Below are 15,153 nucleotides of genomic sequence, written 5' to 3' on the forward strand. Positions count from 1 at the left end.
AGGGGGAGCAAATCAGCGCCTGTGATCTTTCGTCGCATTCTGTTGCATAAATGCCGTGGGAACAGGCTTGATTTTCCTGCACTGCTTGCATTGTGGGGGCTCACTGCTGTCTGCCATAATCGCGCCCGCTCTGCGCCGCGGGTTGTATCCGGGTCAGGGTCCCCCCTTCCATGTCGCGTAATGGACTACGTTGTGAGCTTTCTTTCGATCGAGTTCGGCCTCTGCTTCACTCTGTTTTTCGCGGTCTACTGGAGCCTTTGCTGGAGCGTTCGCCTGCAGAACGTCCTGCTGCTGGCGGGCAGCTATGCGCTGGTCGCAAGCTTCAGCCTCGATTCGCTGTACATCCTGCTCGGCTACACCCTGCTGGTCTACCTGCTGGGGCTGTTCAGCGCGCGATATCCCGGACGGCGCTTCACCTACCTGATGGTGTTGCTGCTGGTGCTGGGCTGCTTCTATGTCTTCAAGTACCAGGAATTCTTCGTGGGGGGCGTGCAGGCCGCGCTGGCCGACCTGGGCCTGGACGTCTCGCTGCCGGTGCTGGAGGTGCTGCTGCCGATCGGGCTGTCGTTCTACACCTTCCATTCGGTCAGCTACCTGGTGTCGATCAACCGCGGTGAAATGGCCCCGGCCGCGCCGCTGGACCTGGCCCTGTACCTGGCCTTCTTCCCCAGCCTGGTGGCCGGCCCGGTCAACCGCGCCGCGCACATGCTGCCGCAGATTCGCCCGGCGCAGATCCGCCAGGTGCTGGAGCCGCAACGGGCGCTGGGGCTGATTGCGCTGGCGGTGGTCAAGCTGTTCTTCTTCAGTGCCTGGCTGGGCAGCGAGTGGGTCGACCCGGTGTTCGAGACACCAAGCGGCTTCAGCGCCGAGCAACTGCTGCTGAGCGTGTACGGCTACAGCCTGCTGATCTACCTGAACTTCAGCGGCTACACCAACCTGGTGACCGGTGTGGCGCTGCTGCTGGGCTTTCGCCTGCCGGCCAACTTCAATGCGCCCTACGCGGCCCGCAACCTCAAGGAGTTCTGGGGGCGCTGGCACATCAGCCTGTCGACCTTCATTCGCGACTACGTGTACATCCCGCTGGGCGGCAACCGCCAGGGCGTATGGCGCGGCAACCTGAACATGCTGCTGGCGATGCTGGTTTCCGGCCTGTGGCACGGCGCGAGCCTCAACTTCATCATCTGGGGGGCGCTGCACGGCGTGGGGCTGGCGCTGTACAAGGCCTCCACCTACGTGCTGCCACAACCGATGCGCTGGCCGGGCGCGGATGTGCTGGCGCGCCTGCTCACCTTCCACTACGTCGCCTTCGCCTGGATCTTCTTTCGCTGCGCGAGCCTGGATGATGCGCTGGACATGCTCGGCGGCATCGCCGGCCTGAGCCTGGGCGGGCTGTTGAGCCCCACCGGCCTGCTGTTGCTGGGCTGCGTGCTGTACATCGCGGTGTACCCGCAGGTGCTGGCGCTGCTGCGCCAGGGTTTTGCCGCCAGCAGCCGGCTGCCCTGGCAGCTCTACCCGATCCCGCTGGGGTTGTTCGTGTCGTTGGTCATCTTCGCTTCGCAATCGGGCGTGCCGGGGTTCATCTATGCAAGCTTCTAGTACCGGTCAGCTGTTCAAGACGCAAATGGGCGCGGCCAAGGTGCTGTACGCGATCCTGGTCACCACCTTGCTGCTGTTCTGGCTGAACCAGAACTCCATCAGCCTGTACTGCCAGCAGAAGTACCACCAGAGCTGCGAGCTGCCCTGGGTAGGGCAGAGCCAGGCGTGGCGCCTGGGCGGCAACCTGACCCAGGCCCTGGGGGATGCGCGCAGCAGCTTCATCGACAGCCTGGAGCGCCAGACCCTGCTGGCCCAGGCCGAGGGCGTGCCGACGGTCGAGCTGCCGCCCAGTATGCCGGTGGTGCTGGTCGACCTGGCGCAGCCCCATGCCAAGGCGCCGGCGCCTGCCAAGGTACCGGTGGTGGCGCCGACACCTGCGGCCAGGCCCCCTGCAGTGCAGCCAGCGACAGTGCCGCCGGTTGTGGCGCAGGCGCCCGCCGCGCAACCGGTCAAGGTGGCGGCGCAACCGCTGGTGCCGGGGCAGCCGCCCAAGGCCGTGAGCCTGGCGGCTGGCGACGAAGTGTTCCTGGTGGGCGACTCGCTGATGCAGGGCGTGGCGCCGCACCTGGCCAACACCTTGCTCAAGCGCTACCAGATCAAGAGCGTCAACCTCAGCCGCCAGAGCACGGGCCTGGCGTACCCCGGTTTTTTCAACTGGCCGCAGACGGTGTCCGACACGCTGCAGAATCACCCCAACATCCGCCTGATGGTGGTGTTCCTGGGCCCGAACGACCCGTGGGACATGCCCGAGTCCAAGGGCAAGCCGTTCCTGCGTTTCAAATCGCCTGAGTGGGAGGCGCTGTACCGCAAGCGCATCGACCGGATCCTGGACGAGGCCCGCGCTCACAATGTGCAGGTGATCTGGGTCGGCCCGCCCAACATGCAAAAGCCCAAGTTGTCGACGGCCATGGCCTATCTCAGCGGGCTGTATGAAAGCCAGGCGCAGTTGTACCAGCAGCATTACGTGTCGGCCAACGGCGTGCTCGGTTACCAGGCCGACGAGTTCTCCTATACCCTGCAGAACAGCCAGGGCAAACGGGTCAAGACCCGTGTCGACGACGGCATCCACTTCACCACCACGGGCCAGAAGCTGATCGCCGAGCAGGTACTGTCGATGATCGCCTTCCCGGGCCTGACCGTAACGGGACACTGAGCATGCGCCGAGCGCACAACATCCTGGTGCTGGCGGCGCTTATCTGCGCGCTGCCGGGCTGCAGCCCGGTGGCGGCGGTCAACGCGCCGGCCGCGCGCCCCCTCGCCGTGCAGCAGAAGGCGACCGGCAGCCGTGACGGCAACCTTGCGGTGCTGGCCGGCAAGCTGCGCACCTCCAGTCGCACACCGGTCAATATCGTGCAATTCGGAGATTCGCACACTGCCGCCGACCTGTTCAGCGGCGAGATGCGTCGCTTGCTGCAGTCGCAGTACGGCGATGGCGGCATAGGCTTTGTGGCGGCGACACCGGTACCTGGCACGCGCTACGACAACCTGATCCTCAAGACGGCCAGGCGCCAGTGGGAGCTGGTGTCGGCGCGCAACCAGCAAAGCACCCAGTTCCCGCTGGGGGGCTACCTGTCGGTACCGCTGGCAGCAAACCCGAGCGTGCGCCTGGAGGCGCGCGAACCCAGTGCCCAGCGCTACCGTATCTCGGCCCTGTACCAGGCGCGGGAGAACAGCAGCCTTACCGCCCGTGGCGGGCAGAACGCGGCGCGCCGCGTGATGCTGGCCGCAAGCAACGGGCAGTGGCGCTTCAGCCCGCCGCTCAACAGCATCAGCCTGCCGGTGGACATGAGCCTGAATGCCCACCCGGGCACGGTGCTGGGTGGCTGGTACATCCAGGGCCAGAAGAACGCCGGGGTGACCTATTCGGCCCTGGGCATCAATGGTGCGCGGCTGGAGGTGCAGGACAAATGGCAGGCTGGCTGGCAGGAAAACCTCAAGGCCCTGCGCCCGGACCTGATCATTCTGGCCTATGGCACCAACGAGGCGTTCGACAACACCCTGGACATGGCCAAGTACCGTGACCAGTTGCGCCGTACCGTGGCCCAGCTCAAGCGGGTGCAGCCACGGGCGGTGATCCTGCTGGTGGGGCCTTCGGACTCGATCAAGCAGCGTGGCGCGCGCACCTGCGCGACGCGGCGCCCGCAGTCGTTGCCGCAGGTGGTGCAGATCCAGCGCCAGGTGGCACGCCAGGCCAACGTGCTGTTCTGGGACTGGCAGGCCTACATGGGCGGGGAGTGCTCGATTGCGCGGTGGCAGGCAGAGGGGCTGGCGCGAGGCGACCTGGTGCACCTGACAGCTGATGGCTATCGCAAGAGTGCGTCGGGGCTGTATGACTACCTGCGGGGGCAGTTGGGGCTGCGTTGAGGCAAAAAAAAGAGGGGCTGTATCGGTGTCGGGATTGGCTTGCGGCGCCCCGGTGCATCGATAACAGCCCCCCAGCTTCGAGCCACAGGGGCGTCGAACTCAGGTGCAAGCATAGAATGGTTTTTTGGGGCCTGCTGTAGGACTTTTGGACAGATCTCGAAGGGTTCTTCGTCAGCATGGCTGACTCCTGCCGTTTATCCCAACCCTGCAGGAGCCAGCCTTGCTGGCGAAAGCCGCGCTGTAGTCAGCCCGCCGGGGTCAGCCCCAACGCGTAATCGAGGTACCCGCGATACGCCGTTTCCCAGTCATCCTGGAAGGTGTGCCCGGCCGGGTGTTCGTGGCTTTGCACCGGGTTGCTGCCTTCGAACGCCTTTTGCGTGGTTGCGGTCAGTTCCAGGTTGCTCGAATGCTCCTTGGCGCCGTGCACGATCACGATGCGCTTGTCCTTGGCCTTCTGCACGGCGAATGGAATGCGAAAGCCGCCCGGCGACAGCAGTACCGCGCCGCTGTAATGCTGCGGGTATTCGGCGATCAGGTGCGCCGCATGTTCGGCGCCCTGAGAAAAGCCGATCAGCGCCACGTTCGAGCGGTCGATGCGGGTCTGCTTTTCCAGGGCCTTGAGCGCGGCCGCCACGGCTTTCTCGGTCGGCTCGACCGAGTGTTGCTGCCACATGAACTGGCCCTCGTCGCGCTTGAGCGTGCCGTTCACGCCCACCAGTACGGCGCGTTCGCCCACCAGCTCTTCACGCATGCGAATGCCCTTGCTGCCTTCGGTGCCGTAGCCGGACAACCACACCACCACCGGCCAGCCGCCGGCCGGGGCCTTGCCTTCGGGGATGCTGAACGCCGCCGCACCGGCATCCTTGGCCTGTTTGGCGTAGTTGGCCTCGGCGCTCTGCAGCAGTTTCTTGTAGGCCGGTGCGTCCTTCATGCCCTCCAGCTCGTCGTCGTCACGCAGGATCACGGCCTGCCAGAAACCGCGCTCGCGGGCCTGGTCGAGCAGGTCGCCAGCCAGATCGAACTTCTCCATCGAGGCCAGGGCGGCGCCGGCCTGGTAGGACGCATAGGCGTTCTTCGGGTCCAGGCGTGCGGCCGTCAGGTAATAGGCCAGGGCGCCAGCCATGTTGTCGTGCTCGCTTTTCTCCTTGTCGCCGGCATCGATGAATTCCTGTGCGTCGGCATCGTTCAGGTAGAGGTTGGCCATGCCGGCCAGGCCCTGCCAGCGGCCCTTGGCAACGGCCTCGTCTTCGTCGGCGAAGCTGGCGGTGGCGGTAAGGCTCAGGGCGGTGAACAGGCTGAGGGTGGCAAAGTGCAGACGAGGAGATGTCATGAACGACAAGACCGAGAGTCCTTTTTCGGTGGAAGGGAAAGTGTGCCGGCCAATACGGCCGGGGCGCGGATTCTAGCATGGCAGCTCAGCTGCGCAGCTGGTTCCAGTCCAGTTCGAAGCGCGCCAGGTATTTGCGCAGGCGGTCGGCATCGTTGGGTTTTTCCTTGTCCTGGCGCGATACCGCAAACAGCTGGCGCCCTGCGTCGGACAGCGAGCGGGCATCGCGACACACCCGCAGCACGGCCTCCAGTTGCAGGCGGTCGAACAGGTCCAGCTCACGCCCTTCAAGCAACGGCTCGGTGGGCGCCGCAACCCCCCAGGCCCGTTGCAGCCGGGTGATCTCTTCGCTGACCAGGGGCTCGTCGATGCGTCCGCTGTCGGCCAGGGTCGCCATGCGCGTGATCGAGGCCGACAGCTCGCGAAAGTTGCCGGCCCAGCGTGCTTGCGGTGAATGGGCGAACGCCAGGTACTGGCGCTTGGCTTCAAGGTTGAAGCGCACGTTGCGGCCCTGTTCGCGGGCGTGGCGCTGCAGTTCGAAATCGATGTTCGGCTCGATGTCTTCGCGCCGCCCGGCCAGCCCCGGCAGTTCGAAGGTCCACAGGTTGATGCGCGCATACAGGTCTTCGCGAAACAGCCCTTCGGCCACCTGCTTGCGCAGGTCACGGTGGGTGCCGGCGATCAGTTGGAAGTCGCTTTGCACCTCGTTGTCTGCGCCCATCGGGAAGAAGCGCTTCTCTTCGATGGCCTTGAGCAGCATGGCCTGTTCGTCGGCGCCCAGTTCGCCGATTTCGTCGAGAAACAGCATGCCGCCGTCGGCGGCGCGCAGCAGGCCGTCGCGGGCGTTCTGTGCACCCGTGAAGGCGCCCTTGATATGCCCGAACAGGCTCGACATGGCGCCGTCGCCGCGCAGCGTGGCGCAGTTCACTTCGACGAAGCGGCCCTCCAGCTGGTGGCGCGTGCGCTTGAGTTCATGGATGCGCCGGGCCAGGAACGACTTGCCGGCACCGGTCGGCCCCACCAGCAGCATCGGGGCGGTTGAGCGCAGGGCGACGCGCTCGATCTGCTCGATGGAGTGGTTGAACGCCACGTTGCGCGTGGCGATGCCGGCCTTGAGAAACGCCAGGCTGTGCGCCTGCTCGCGCTGAAAGCGCGAAGCGATGTGGTCATAGCGCGACAGGTCGAGGTCGATCAGCGTGCTGGTGCCGGCCGGGTAACGCTCTTCTTCCTTGCCGCGCGCCGGCGAGGTCTGTACCAGTCGCGCCGGCAGGTAGCGCGCCTCGGTCAGCAGAAACCAGCAGATCTGCGCAACGTGGGTGCCGGTGGTGATGTGCACCAGGTAGTCCTCGTGCTCGGTGTCGAAGTGGTAGCTGCTGGCGAAGTCATGCAACGCGCCGTACATCTCTTCGAAATCCCACGGGTTGTGCAGTGCCAAGCGGTGCAGGCGCACCTCGGTGTGGGGCGACACGCTGAGTACATCCTCGCGCAGGCGCTCGGCCAGGCCCAGATCACGTTCGCTCTTGCCGTGAATCAGCTCCAGGCGGTCGATCGAAAGATCCGGCTGCTGGCACAGCGCGACGGTGGGCCGCCACTTGTTCCAGCGCGCGGCACCCTTTCCGTTGCGGTCGAGGGTGGTGCCGATGAAGCCGATGGCAACGCTGCGCTTGTGCATGCTGTTTATCTTTTTGGATAAATGAAGAGATAAAAGTATACATAAAAGCCCTCAAGCATTTGCCAAGTGCGCAGATTGATTTAGCGAAGATTAAAATAAAACACTTATAAATCAATTAGTTGAAAATAAATTCTAGCGCTTTGACGAAACCTGGCACGCCCCTCGCACTAACGCTTTCGACCGCATCGCCAAGCAGGCCAACGGGTCGGGGTTCACAACCCCACCGGTGCACGAGCCCACCCCTGGTGTTGGTGTCGTGCATGCCGCCGCCGCAACGACCGGTCGCTGGCGCAACCCCGGATGGGGCCGCCAACGAGCCTAGAACTCGTTACATACCCTCCACGGTAGCTGTACCCGTAACACCCGCCGGTGAGGCGAGGGCAACGCACTTGCAGCCAGGATGGCTGACTGTCGCGAAGGACGCCCCCGCCACCGCTGGTACGCCCGGCCTGCTGGCCGGGCCCGGGGCAAGGCGCAACGTCGGACCGAAGGACTCGGTCGGCAAAGGACTCTGATGTCCCGACGCGTGCACCTCCCCCCGGGCCCCACCTGCAGCGCTCGGCGTACCGGCCGCACCGGCACCACGGAATTCATTGAAAGGGAAATACAGAATGAAACTGCTCAAGCGCTTCATCGTGAAAAAGAACGAACGCGGCCTGCTGTTCTGCGAGGGCGACTTCGTGTCGATCCTGGAACCGGGCGTGCATCAGCGCCTTGACCTGCATAACCGGCTGACGGTGGAAACCTTCAGCCTCAACACCCCGCGCTTCGAGCACCGCCTGGCCGGCTACCTGCGCCAGAGCGAGCCGGCGGTGGTGGATCAGTACTTCGAGCGCATGGACCTGGCCGAACACGAAGTGGGCCTGCGTTTCGAGGATGGCGCACTGGCGGAACTGCTGCCACCGGGCAGCCGCCAGTTGTACTGGAAGGGCCAGAGCGCGCAGACCCTGCAGCGCATCGACCTGACCCACAGCTATCGCCTGGAGCCGACCCTGCTCGGCCAGCTCGGCCAGCCCAAGCTGCGCGGTCGCACCCTGGCCGGGCTGGATGCGGTGCTGCTGGCGCCGGTGCCGGCCTTCCATGTGGGCGTGCTCAAGGTCGATGGCGCGGTGGTCGAGCTGCTGCCGGCCGGTCAGTACGGCTTCTGGCGCTTCAACCGCCAGGTGAGCGTCGACATGGTGGACATGCGCATCCAGTCGCTGGAGGTCAGCGGCCAGGAGATCCTCACCCGCGACAAGGTCAGCCTGCGCCTGAACCTGGCGGCCAACTGGCGCTACAGCGACGTGCTGATGGCTTTCGCCAGCCTCAGCAAACCGCTGGAACACCTGTACCGCGAGGTGCAGTTCGGCCTGCGTGCGGCCGTGGGCACGCGTACCCTCGACGAGCTGCTGGAGAACAAGCAACTGATCGACGACACCGTCAGCCAGTACCTGGCCGAGAAACTGGTGGGCAGCGGCATCGAGGTCAGCGGCCTGGGCGTGCGCGACATCATTCTGCCGGGTGAAATGAAGACCCTGCTGGCGCAAGTGGTGGAGGCGGAGAAGGCGGCCCAGGCCAACGTGATCCGGCGCCGCGAGGAAACCTCGGCGACCCGTTCGCTGCTCAACACCGCCAAGGTCATGGAAGACAACCCGACGGCCCTGCGCCTGAAGGAGCTGGAAACCCTGGAGCGGGTGGCCGAGCGCATCGACCGGATTTCGGTATTCGGCGGGCTGGATCAGGTGTTGAATGGGCTGGTCAGCCTGAAAACCGCATGACACCTGCCAGGCCTTCGGGCCTGGCGGGCTACAAGGACAATTGAGATGAAACACATGAACATCCTCGAAGTGGCCAACGGCAAACCGATCAAGCTCTGGACACAGGGCGTGCCGGTGGACGAGGACGCACGCCAGCAACTGATGAACACCGCGCGCCTGCCGTTCATCTTCAAGCACCTGGCCGTGATGCCCGATGTGCACGTGGGCAAGGGCTCGACCATTGGCAGCGTGATCCCGACCCTGGGCGCGATCATCCCGGCGGCGGTGGGCGTGGACATCGGCTGCGGCATGATCGCGGCGCGCACCTCGCTGGTGGCGGCCGACCTGCCCGACAACCTGCAAGGGCTGCGCAGCGCCATCGAGAAGGCAGTGCCCCACGGCAAGACCTTCGGCCGGCGCGACCAGGGCGCGTGGAACCACGTACCGACCGTCGCCGATCAGGCGTGGTCGGCCCTGGCCGGGCGTTTCAAGGCGATCACCGACAAGTACCCGCAACTGCAGAAGACCAATAATCGCCAGCACCTGGGCACCCTGGGCGGCGGCAACCACTTCATCGAGGTGTGCCTGGATGAGGCCGACCGCGTGTGGTTCATGCTGCACAGCGGCTCGCGGGGCGTGGGCAATGCCATCGGCAACCTGTTCATCGAGATGGCCAAGGCCGACATGCGCCAGCACATCGCCAACCTGCCGGACAAGGAACTGGCGTATTTCGAGGAAGGCAGCCGACATTTCGACGACTACGTCCAGGCGGTGGAGTGGGCCCAGGACTTTGCCCGGCAGAACCGTGCGCTGATGATGCACGCGGTGATCGAGGCAACGCGCCAGCTCATCCGCAAGCCGTTCGAGGCCAACCTGCAGGGGGTCAACTGCCACCACAACTACGTGCAGAAAGAGCAGCACTTCGGCCAGGAGATCCTGGTGACGCGCAAGGGCGCGGTGTCGGCACAGAAGGGCCAGTTGGGGATCATTCCGGGCTCGATGGGCGCCAAGAGTTTCATCGTGCGCGGCCTGGGCAACGAGGAATCGTTCTGCTCCTGCAGCCACGGTGCCGGGCGGGTCATGAGCCGTACCCGGGCCAAACAGGCCTTCACCCTTGAGGACCAGGTGCGCGCCACCGCGCATGTGGAGTGCCGCAAGGACAAGGACGTGATCGACGAGATCCCGATGGCCTACAAGGACATCGATGCGGTGATGGCGGCGCAGCGCGAGCTGGTGGAAGTGGTGCACACGTTGCGTCAGGTGGTGTGTGTGAAAGGCTGATGGCCTCTTCGCCGGCCGTGCCGGCGAAGGGGTACAACGAGGATTCGAACATGAACATGGAAGACCGTCACCCCCTGCCCAGTGCGATGCGCAGCTGGGTACTCGAAGAACTGCAACGCATCGAGCGCGAGCATGACGTGCGCGTGCTCTACGCCTGCGAATCCGGCAGCCGCGCCTGGGGTTTTGCCTCCACCGACAGCGACTTCGACGTGCGCTTCATCTACGTGCACCGCCAGGACTGGTACCTGCGCATCGACGAGCCACGCGACGTGATCGAGCGCCCGCTCACCGACGAACTCGACATCAGTGGCTGGGAGCTGCGCAAGACCCTGCGCCTGCTGCGCAATGCCAACCCGACCCTGCTCGAATGGCTCGACTCGCCGCTGGTGTACCGCGCCGAGCCGGGGGCGCTGCAAGCCTTGCGCGGCCTGGCCAGACAGTTCCATTCGCCGCAGGCGGCGTTTCACCACTACCTGTCGATGGCTACCAAGAACTTTCGCATCTACCTGCAGGGCGAAGAGGTGCGCCTGAAGAAGTACCTCTACGTATTGCGCCCGTTGCTGGCGGTGCGCTGGATCGAACAGGGCCTGGGCATGCCGCCCACCGCGTTCGCCCAACTGGTGGAGGCGACCCTGCACGACCCGCTGCTGCTGGCCGACCTGGACGAGCTGCTTCGCGTCAAACGCATCGCCAGCGAAGCCGATTACGGGCCTCGCCGCGTACTGCTGCACCAGTTCATCGAGAGCGAGCTGGCACGAGGGGGAGCCGCCCCGGCACTGCCCAGGCCCCACGGCGATGTAAAACTGCTCGACGACTATTTGCGTGATACTGTGCGCCGTTTTTCATAGGAGCCTGTATGAACAAGGATGTCGACGCATGCTGAACCTGCGGCTGGCGCAACGCTGGGAGCGCCTGGGCAATCGCGATACCGAGGTGGGCCTGATGCTGCTGTTCGCCCTGCTGGCCGCGCTGTTTGCCTGGGGCGCCTATGTCATGGCCTATCCGGAGCATGGCTGTGTGCGCATGGGCAAGGGCAACAGCGGCCCCCTGGAGTGCAACCCGCGCCAGCTGCTCAACAATGCTGTCGGGCTGCTGTTGATCGGTGTCTGCTGCGCAAGCCCCATCTTCTACATCCTGTGGCACTGGATCAAAGACATGGCGCGGCCATTGACGCTGGAAGAGGAATAGCTCGATGACCGACAGCAAATACGAACGCCTGCCCCACGCCGGTGACTTCGAGCGGGTGGCCGGCACCGAGATCGTCTACCTCTCGCCCCTGCCGATCCCCACCGGCATGCCGGCCTACAGCAGCCGCAACCTGCACCGCGAATCCAACGAGGTGTACCTGGACTTTGCCATCGGCCAGGGCAACTTCGAGTTCATGGCGCGCTGCGGCATCGCCTCGGTGATGGGCGTGGTTACCTGCTTCATGCTCACTGCCTTGCTCGGCTCCTGGGCACGCCGCCATGTGGAGCCGTTCTGGAGCACCTTCGCCGACTTCATGGCCAACGGGTTCATCTGGGGCTTCATCGCCTGCCTGTCGTTGCTGTATGCGGGGATGTTCTGGCGGGTGATGCGCGAGGTGACGATTCACCCGCCGATACGCTTCAACCGCCAGCGCCGCGAGGTGGCGTTCGTGCCCACTCGGGGCGCGGCGCCGATCTTCGTGCCGTGGGAGTCGGTGATCGCCTGCGTCAGCGCGGGGCGCACCGTCACCGAGTACGCCGTGCTGCCCGCCTTCAACCTGATGTTCTGCCTGCGTCAGGCCGACACCGGCAATGTGCTGTGGATCAACGTGCCCAGCGGCCACCTGGGCGCGGCGATTGCCGAATGGGAAGCGATCCGGGTGTACATGGAAGAGGGCCCGGCGAGCCTGCCGCCAGCGCCCGATGAAGAGTTCGAGGAGGGCACCGTGGCGTTCTTCCACATGGCCCGCCAGGGCTATCGCGACAACTTCCCGTGGTGGCAGCACTGGTTTGGCTTTCTGTTTGTGCAGGCCTTCGGCGGCTGGACCTTGCCGTGCCATATCTCGCACTGGGTCAACAACCGGCCCAAGGCGGGCATACCTCCTGAAGTGAAGGCGTGGTCGACGCCGCTGCCGGCTGAACAGCATGCCAGGCCCAGCGCCGAACTGCTGGCGCAGAGCGAAGAGGTGCGCAGTACCTTGCGTCGTGGCCAGACCCTGCTCGACTACTTCAATGTGAAGTTTGGCGACCCGGCTGAACCGGCAGCCGAGGCGGCCTCAGGTTCAGCGCCAGCACGCTGATCAGCACCAACGGCCCGCCCAGCATCACCGAAGCCGAGGGCCGCTCGCCCAGCAGCGCTGCGGCGATCAGCATGGCGAAGGCGGGTATCAGGTACAGCGCCAGGGTCACCCGGGTGACCTCGCAGTGGCGCAGTACCCAGGCCCAGGCCAGGTAGGCCAGCGCGCTGGGGAATACCCCCAGCACCAGCACCGCAGTGTTGGCCTGGGACGGCGCGTGGCCCAGGTCGTCGAGCAGCCCCGGCAGGTACACCATCAGCAATGCAGTGCCCGACCATACGGTGTAGCAGGTGATGGTCAGCGCGTCGTAGCGGTGGCCGTGGTGTTTCTGCAGGGCGAAATAGATGCTCCACGACAATGCCGCCACCAGAATCAGCAACCCGTGCGGGTCGAACTGGCCGAGCCCGCGATCGCCGGCCACCACGATCGCCGCGCCGGCCATGCCCAGCAGCAGGCAGCCCCAATGCCAGGCCCCGGCCACCTGTTTGAACACCCAGTGCGCGATCAGCAGGCTGAACAGCGGCGTGGACTGCGCCAGCACACTGGCCGCCCCGGCGCTGACCCCACGCTGGCCGTAGTTGATGGCCACATGGTGCAGGCTGACCGCGAACAGGCCAAGCAACAGCAGGGTGGGCACGTCCCTGAGCCGGGGCAGGGTGATGCCGCGCAGCAGCGCGATGACCGCCATGAACAGCGACGCCACGATAAAGCGCGCCAGCGCCAGGTGCGTGGGCGCATAGCCCTGCAAGCCCAGGCGGATGCCGGTGGGCGAGTAGGCCCAGCACAGCAGCACGAAGAGTACGGCGCAGGCAATTTTCAGTGAGCTGGGGCGGGTCATGGGGTGGGCTTCCGAAGGGCGGGTGCGCTCAGTATCGGAACACCTACTGCTCACTACAATCGACTTATACTGAGCCAATCGTTCACTTTGGGTGATGTATGGAGCTGATGCAGATCCGCATGTTCAAGACCGTCCACGACACCGGCAGCATTGCCCGTGCGGCCGAGGTGCTGCACTACGTGCCGTCCAACATCACGGCGCGGATCAAGGCGCTGGAGGCCGAGCTGGGCGTGCCGTTGTTCCATCGCCGCGGGCGCGGGCTGGTGATCAGTCCGGCGGGAGAAACCTTCTTGCCCTATGCCACGCAGATGCTGGCCCTGGCCGAGGCCTCCAGGCAGGCGCTGGCGCCGTCCGCCAAACCATCCGGACGCTTGCGCATCGGCGCCATCGAGTCCTCGGCCAGCGGGCGTCTGCCGCGGTTTCTGGCGCAGTACCATGCGCGCTATCCCGAGGTGACGCTGGAGCTGAGCACCGGCACCTGGTCGCAGATGCTCGACGATGTGCTCAACCACCGTCTCGATGGTGCGATCGTGGCGGTGGATGTCGAGCGCCCGCACCTGCGTCGCACCCTGATGTACCAGGAAGACCTGCTGCTGATCGGCGCACCGTCACTGGGGCCGCTGCGCAGCGCCGCGGACCTGGTGGGCAAGGCCGTGTTCATGTGGCCTGAAGGCTGTCCGTATCGGGCGGCACTGGAGCACTGGCTGCAGGCCCAGGGGCACAAGCTGCCCATCGTGGGCATCGGCAGCTACGGTGCGATAGTCAGCTGCGTCAGCGCCGGCACCGGGGTGTCACTGGTGCCGCGCGGCATCTACGAGCAGTACCGCCAGGGCGCAGGGTGGATCGGGCACGAGTTCGCCGACCTGAAGGCGGTCGACAACCTGTTCTACTGGCACGAGGGGGCGGGGCGACATCCGGCGCGGGAGGCATTCGTGCAGATGCTGCGCGATGGCCTGGCAGGGAATGTGCAAGTGGATTCGCTCAGCACCGCTGACGCCGCAGGTACGTAGAACCTGGCGTCGGATCATGGCATGATGCCATTACTTTTTATATTGATATTCACTCGATGAGCGCCCCGTCTGTGTCAACGATGTCCTTGCTGGTGTGCGATGACTCCATGGTGGCCCGCAAGCAGGTCCTGCGCGCGTTGCCCGCCAACTGGCCGGTGACGGTTACCGAGGCCAGCGACGGGCGCCAGGCCATGGACGCCATACGCCGCGGCCTGGGCCAGGTGGTGCTGCTGGACCTGACCATGCCCACCATGGATGGCTACCAGGTGCTGGCTGCGCTGCGTGACGAAGGCCTGAGCCCCAAGGTCATCGTGATCTCGGGCGATGTGCAGGAAGAGGCCGTGCGCCGGGTGCTGGACCTGGGCGCGCTGGCGTTTCTGAAAAAACCCTTCGACCAGGACGAGCTGCGCCGCCTGCTGGCCCAGCTGGGGCTGCTGGGTGAGCGCTCGGCGACACCGCTGGCCGGTGCGGCGACTGCCGTCATCGGCTTTCGCGAGGTGTTCAGCGAAACGGTCAACGTCGCCATCGGCCGCGCCGCGGCCCTGATCGCCAAGGTGCTGGGCGTGTTCGTGCAGTTGCCTGTGCCCAGCGTCAACCTCTTCGAGGTGGGCGAGTTGCACATGGCGCTGGCCGACGCGGGCAGCAGCCAGCGGCTCACGGCAATCTGCCAGGGCTTCATCGGCAGCGGCATCGCCGGCGAGGCCCTGCTGATGTTCCACGATTCGGAAATCGCCGACATGGCCAAGCTGATGCGCCACCAGAGCATCGAGTATTCCGACATGGAGCTGTTGCTGGACTTCTCCAGCGTATTGATCGGTGCGTGCCTGAGCAGCATTGCCGAGCAGATCGACGTGGTGTTCTCCCAGGGCCACCCGCAGATCCTCGGGCAGCACGGCACCATCGACGAGCTTATCCAGGTCAACGGCCAACGCTGGCAGAAAACCCTGGCGGTCGAGATCAGCTACAGCCTGGAAGGGCACGATATCCGTTTCGACCTGCTGTTGCTGTTCACCGAAGACTCCATCGAGCGCTTGACCCATAAACTTGCCTACCTGATGAACTGAGC

At 65.2% G+C, this 15,153-nt stretch carries 13 protein-coding genes; 10 read left to right on the top strand and 3 right to left on the bottom strand.

Annotated features, from left to right (window positions below; all coding sequences use genetic code 11):
* Positions 1 to 192: 192 nt before the first annotated feature.
* From CR917_RS03345 to CR917_RS03355, 3 genes are read left to right on the top strand one after another with little or no spacing between them, the layout of a single operon-like run.
* Positions 193 to 1,596 carry an MBOAT family protein gene (locus tag CR917_RS03345; protein ID WP_244988659.1) on the top strand — a complete coding sequence of 468 codons (1,404 nt, stop codon included), beginning with the start codon at positions 193 to 195 and terminating at the stop codon, positions 1,594 to 1,596.
* Positions 1,583 to 2,749 (top strand): SGNH family hydrolase, encoded by a 1,167-nt coding sequence (locus CR917_RS03350; protein WP_078481667.1) that lies wholly within the window; start codon positions 1,583 to 1,585, stop codon positions 2,747 to 2,749. The genes CR917_RS03345 and CR917_RS03350 overlap by 14 nt, the downstream gene beginning before the upstream one ends.
* Positions 2,750 to 2,751: 2 nt before the next feature.
* The gene (locus CR917_RS03355; RefSeq protein ID WP_043861881.1) at positions 2,752 to 3,960 is read left to right on the top strand and encodes an SGNH/GDSL hydrolase family protein; all 1,209 of its coding nucleotides are present in this window, start codon (positions 2,752 to 2,754) and stop codon (positions 3,958 to 3,960) included.
* Between the two features lie 244 nt (positions 3,961 to 4,204).
* On the opposite strand, the gene CR917_RS03360 is transcribed toward CR917_RS03355, so the two are convergent.
* Both CR917_RS03360 and rtcR read right to left on the bottom strand, forming a co-directional pair.
* Positions 4,205 to 5,290 carry a dienelactone hydrolase family protein gene (locus tag CR917_RS03360; protein ID WP_173925035.1) on the bottom strand — a complete coding sequence of 362 codons (1,086 nt, stop codon included), beginning with the start codon at positions 5,288 to 5,290 and terminating at the stop codon, positions 4,205 to 4,207.
* 85 nt (positions 5,291 to 5,375) lie between these two features.
* The gene (rtcR, locus tag CR917_RS03365) at positions 5,376 to 6,959 is read right to left on the bottom strand and encodes an RNA repair transcriptional activator RtcR (protein WP_104571880.1); all 1,584 of its coding nucleotides are present in this window, start codon (positions 6,957 to 6,959) and stop codon (positions 5,376 to 5,378) included.
* Between the two features lie 611 nt (positions 6,960 to 7,570).
* Here rtcR and CR917_RS03370 point away from each other — a divergent pair.
* The 5 genes from CR917_RS03370 to CR917_RS27585 are packed head-to-tail and all read left to right on the top strand — an operon-like array spanning position 7,571 to position 12,242.
* Positions 7,571 to 8,716 (top strand): slipin family protein, encoded by a 1,146-nt coding sequence (locus CR917_RS03370; protein ID WP_058541911.1) that lies wholly within the window; start codon positions 7,571 to 7,573, stop codon positions 8,714 to 8,716.
* Between the two features lie 45 nt (positions 8,717 to 8,761).
* Complete coding sequence (locus CR917_RS03375; protein ID WP_104571881.1) at positions 8,762 to 9,976, top strand: RtcB family protein; 1,215 nt, start codon at positions 8,762 to 8,764, stop codon at positions 9,974 to 9,976.
* A 50-nt stretch (positions 9,977 to 10,026) separates the two neighbouring features.
* Complete coding sequence (locus tag CR917_RS03380) at positions 10,027 to 10,824, top strand: nucleotidyltransferase domain-containing protein (protein WP_043861877.1); 798 nt, start codon at positions 10,027 to 10,029, stop codon at positions 10,822 to 10,824.
* A 28-nt stretch (positions 10,825 to 10,852) separates the two neighbouring features.
* Positions 10,853 to 11,164, top strand: coding sequence for a hypothetical protein (locus CR917_RS03385; protein WP_043861876.1), 312 nt, complete (start codon positions 10,853 to 10,855; stop codon positions 11,162 to 11,164).
* 4 nt (positions 11,165 to 11,168) lie between these two features.
* Positions 11,169 to 12,242 carry a DUF6708 domain-containing protein gene (locus tag CR917_RS27585; RefSeq protein WP_052504270.1) on the top strand — a complete coding sequence of 358 codons (1,074 nt, stop codon included), beginning with the start codon at positions 11,169 to 11,171 and terminating at the stop codon, positions 12,240 to 12,242.
* On the opposite strand, the gene CR917_RS03395 is transcribed toward CR917_RS27585, so the two are convergent.
* Positions 12,172 to 13,077 carry a DMT family transporter gene (locus tag CR917_RS03395; RefSeq protein ID WP_104571882.1) on the bottom strand — a complete coding sequence of 302 codons (906 nt, stop codon included), beginning with the start codon at positions 13,075 to 13,077 and terminating at the stop codon, positions 12,172 to 12,174. The genes CR917_RS27585 and CR917_RS03395 overlap by 71 nt on opposite strands.
* A 98-nt stretch (positions 13,078 to 13,175) precedes the next feature.
* Here CR917_RS03395 and CR917_RS03400 point away from each other — a divergent pair, with 98 nt between their 5' ends.
* Together CR917_RS03400 and CR917_RS03405 are read left to right on the top strand one after the other, a co-directional pair.
* A complete protein-coding gene (locus CR917_RS03400) occupies positions 13,176 to 14,087 on the top strand; it encodes a LysR family transcriptional regulator (RefSeq protein WP_054916414.1) in 912 nt (303 codons plus the stop codon).
* A 56-nt stretch (positions 14,088 to 14,143) separates the two neighbouring features.
* Positions 14,144 to 15,151, top strand: coding sequence for a response regulator (locus CR917_RS03405; RefSeq protein ID WP_043861873.1), 1,008 nt, complete (start codon positions 14,144 to 14,146; stop codon positions 15,149 to 15,151).
* Positions 15,152 to 15,153: the final 2 nt, after the last annotated feature.

The sequence above is a fragment of the Pseudomonas sp. BRM28 genome (genome assembly GCF_002939405.1).
In the GTDB taxonomy this organism is placed as follows: domain Bacteria; phylum Pseudomonadota; class Gammaproteobacteria; order Pseudomonadales; family Pseudomonadaceae; genus Aquipseudomonas; species Aquipseudomonas palmensis.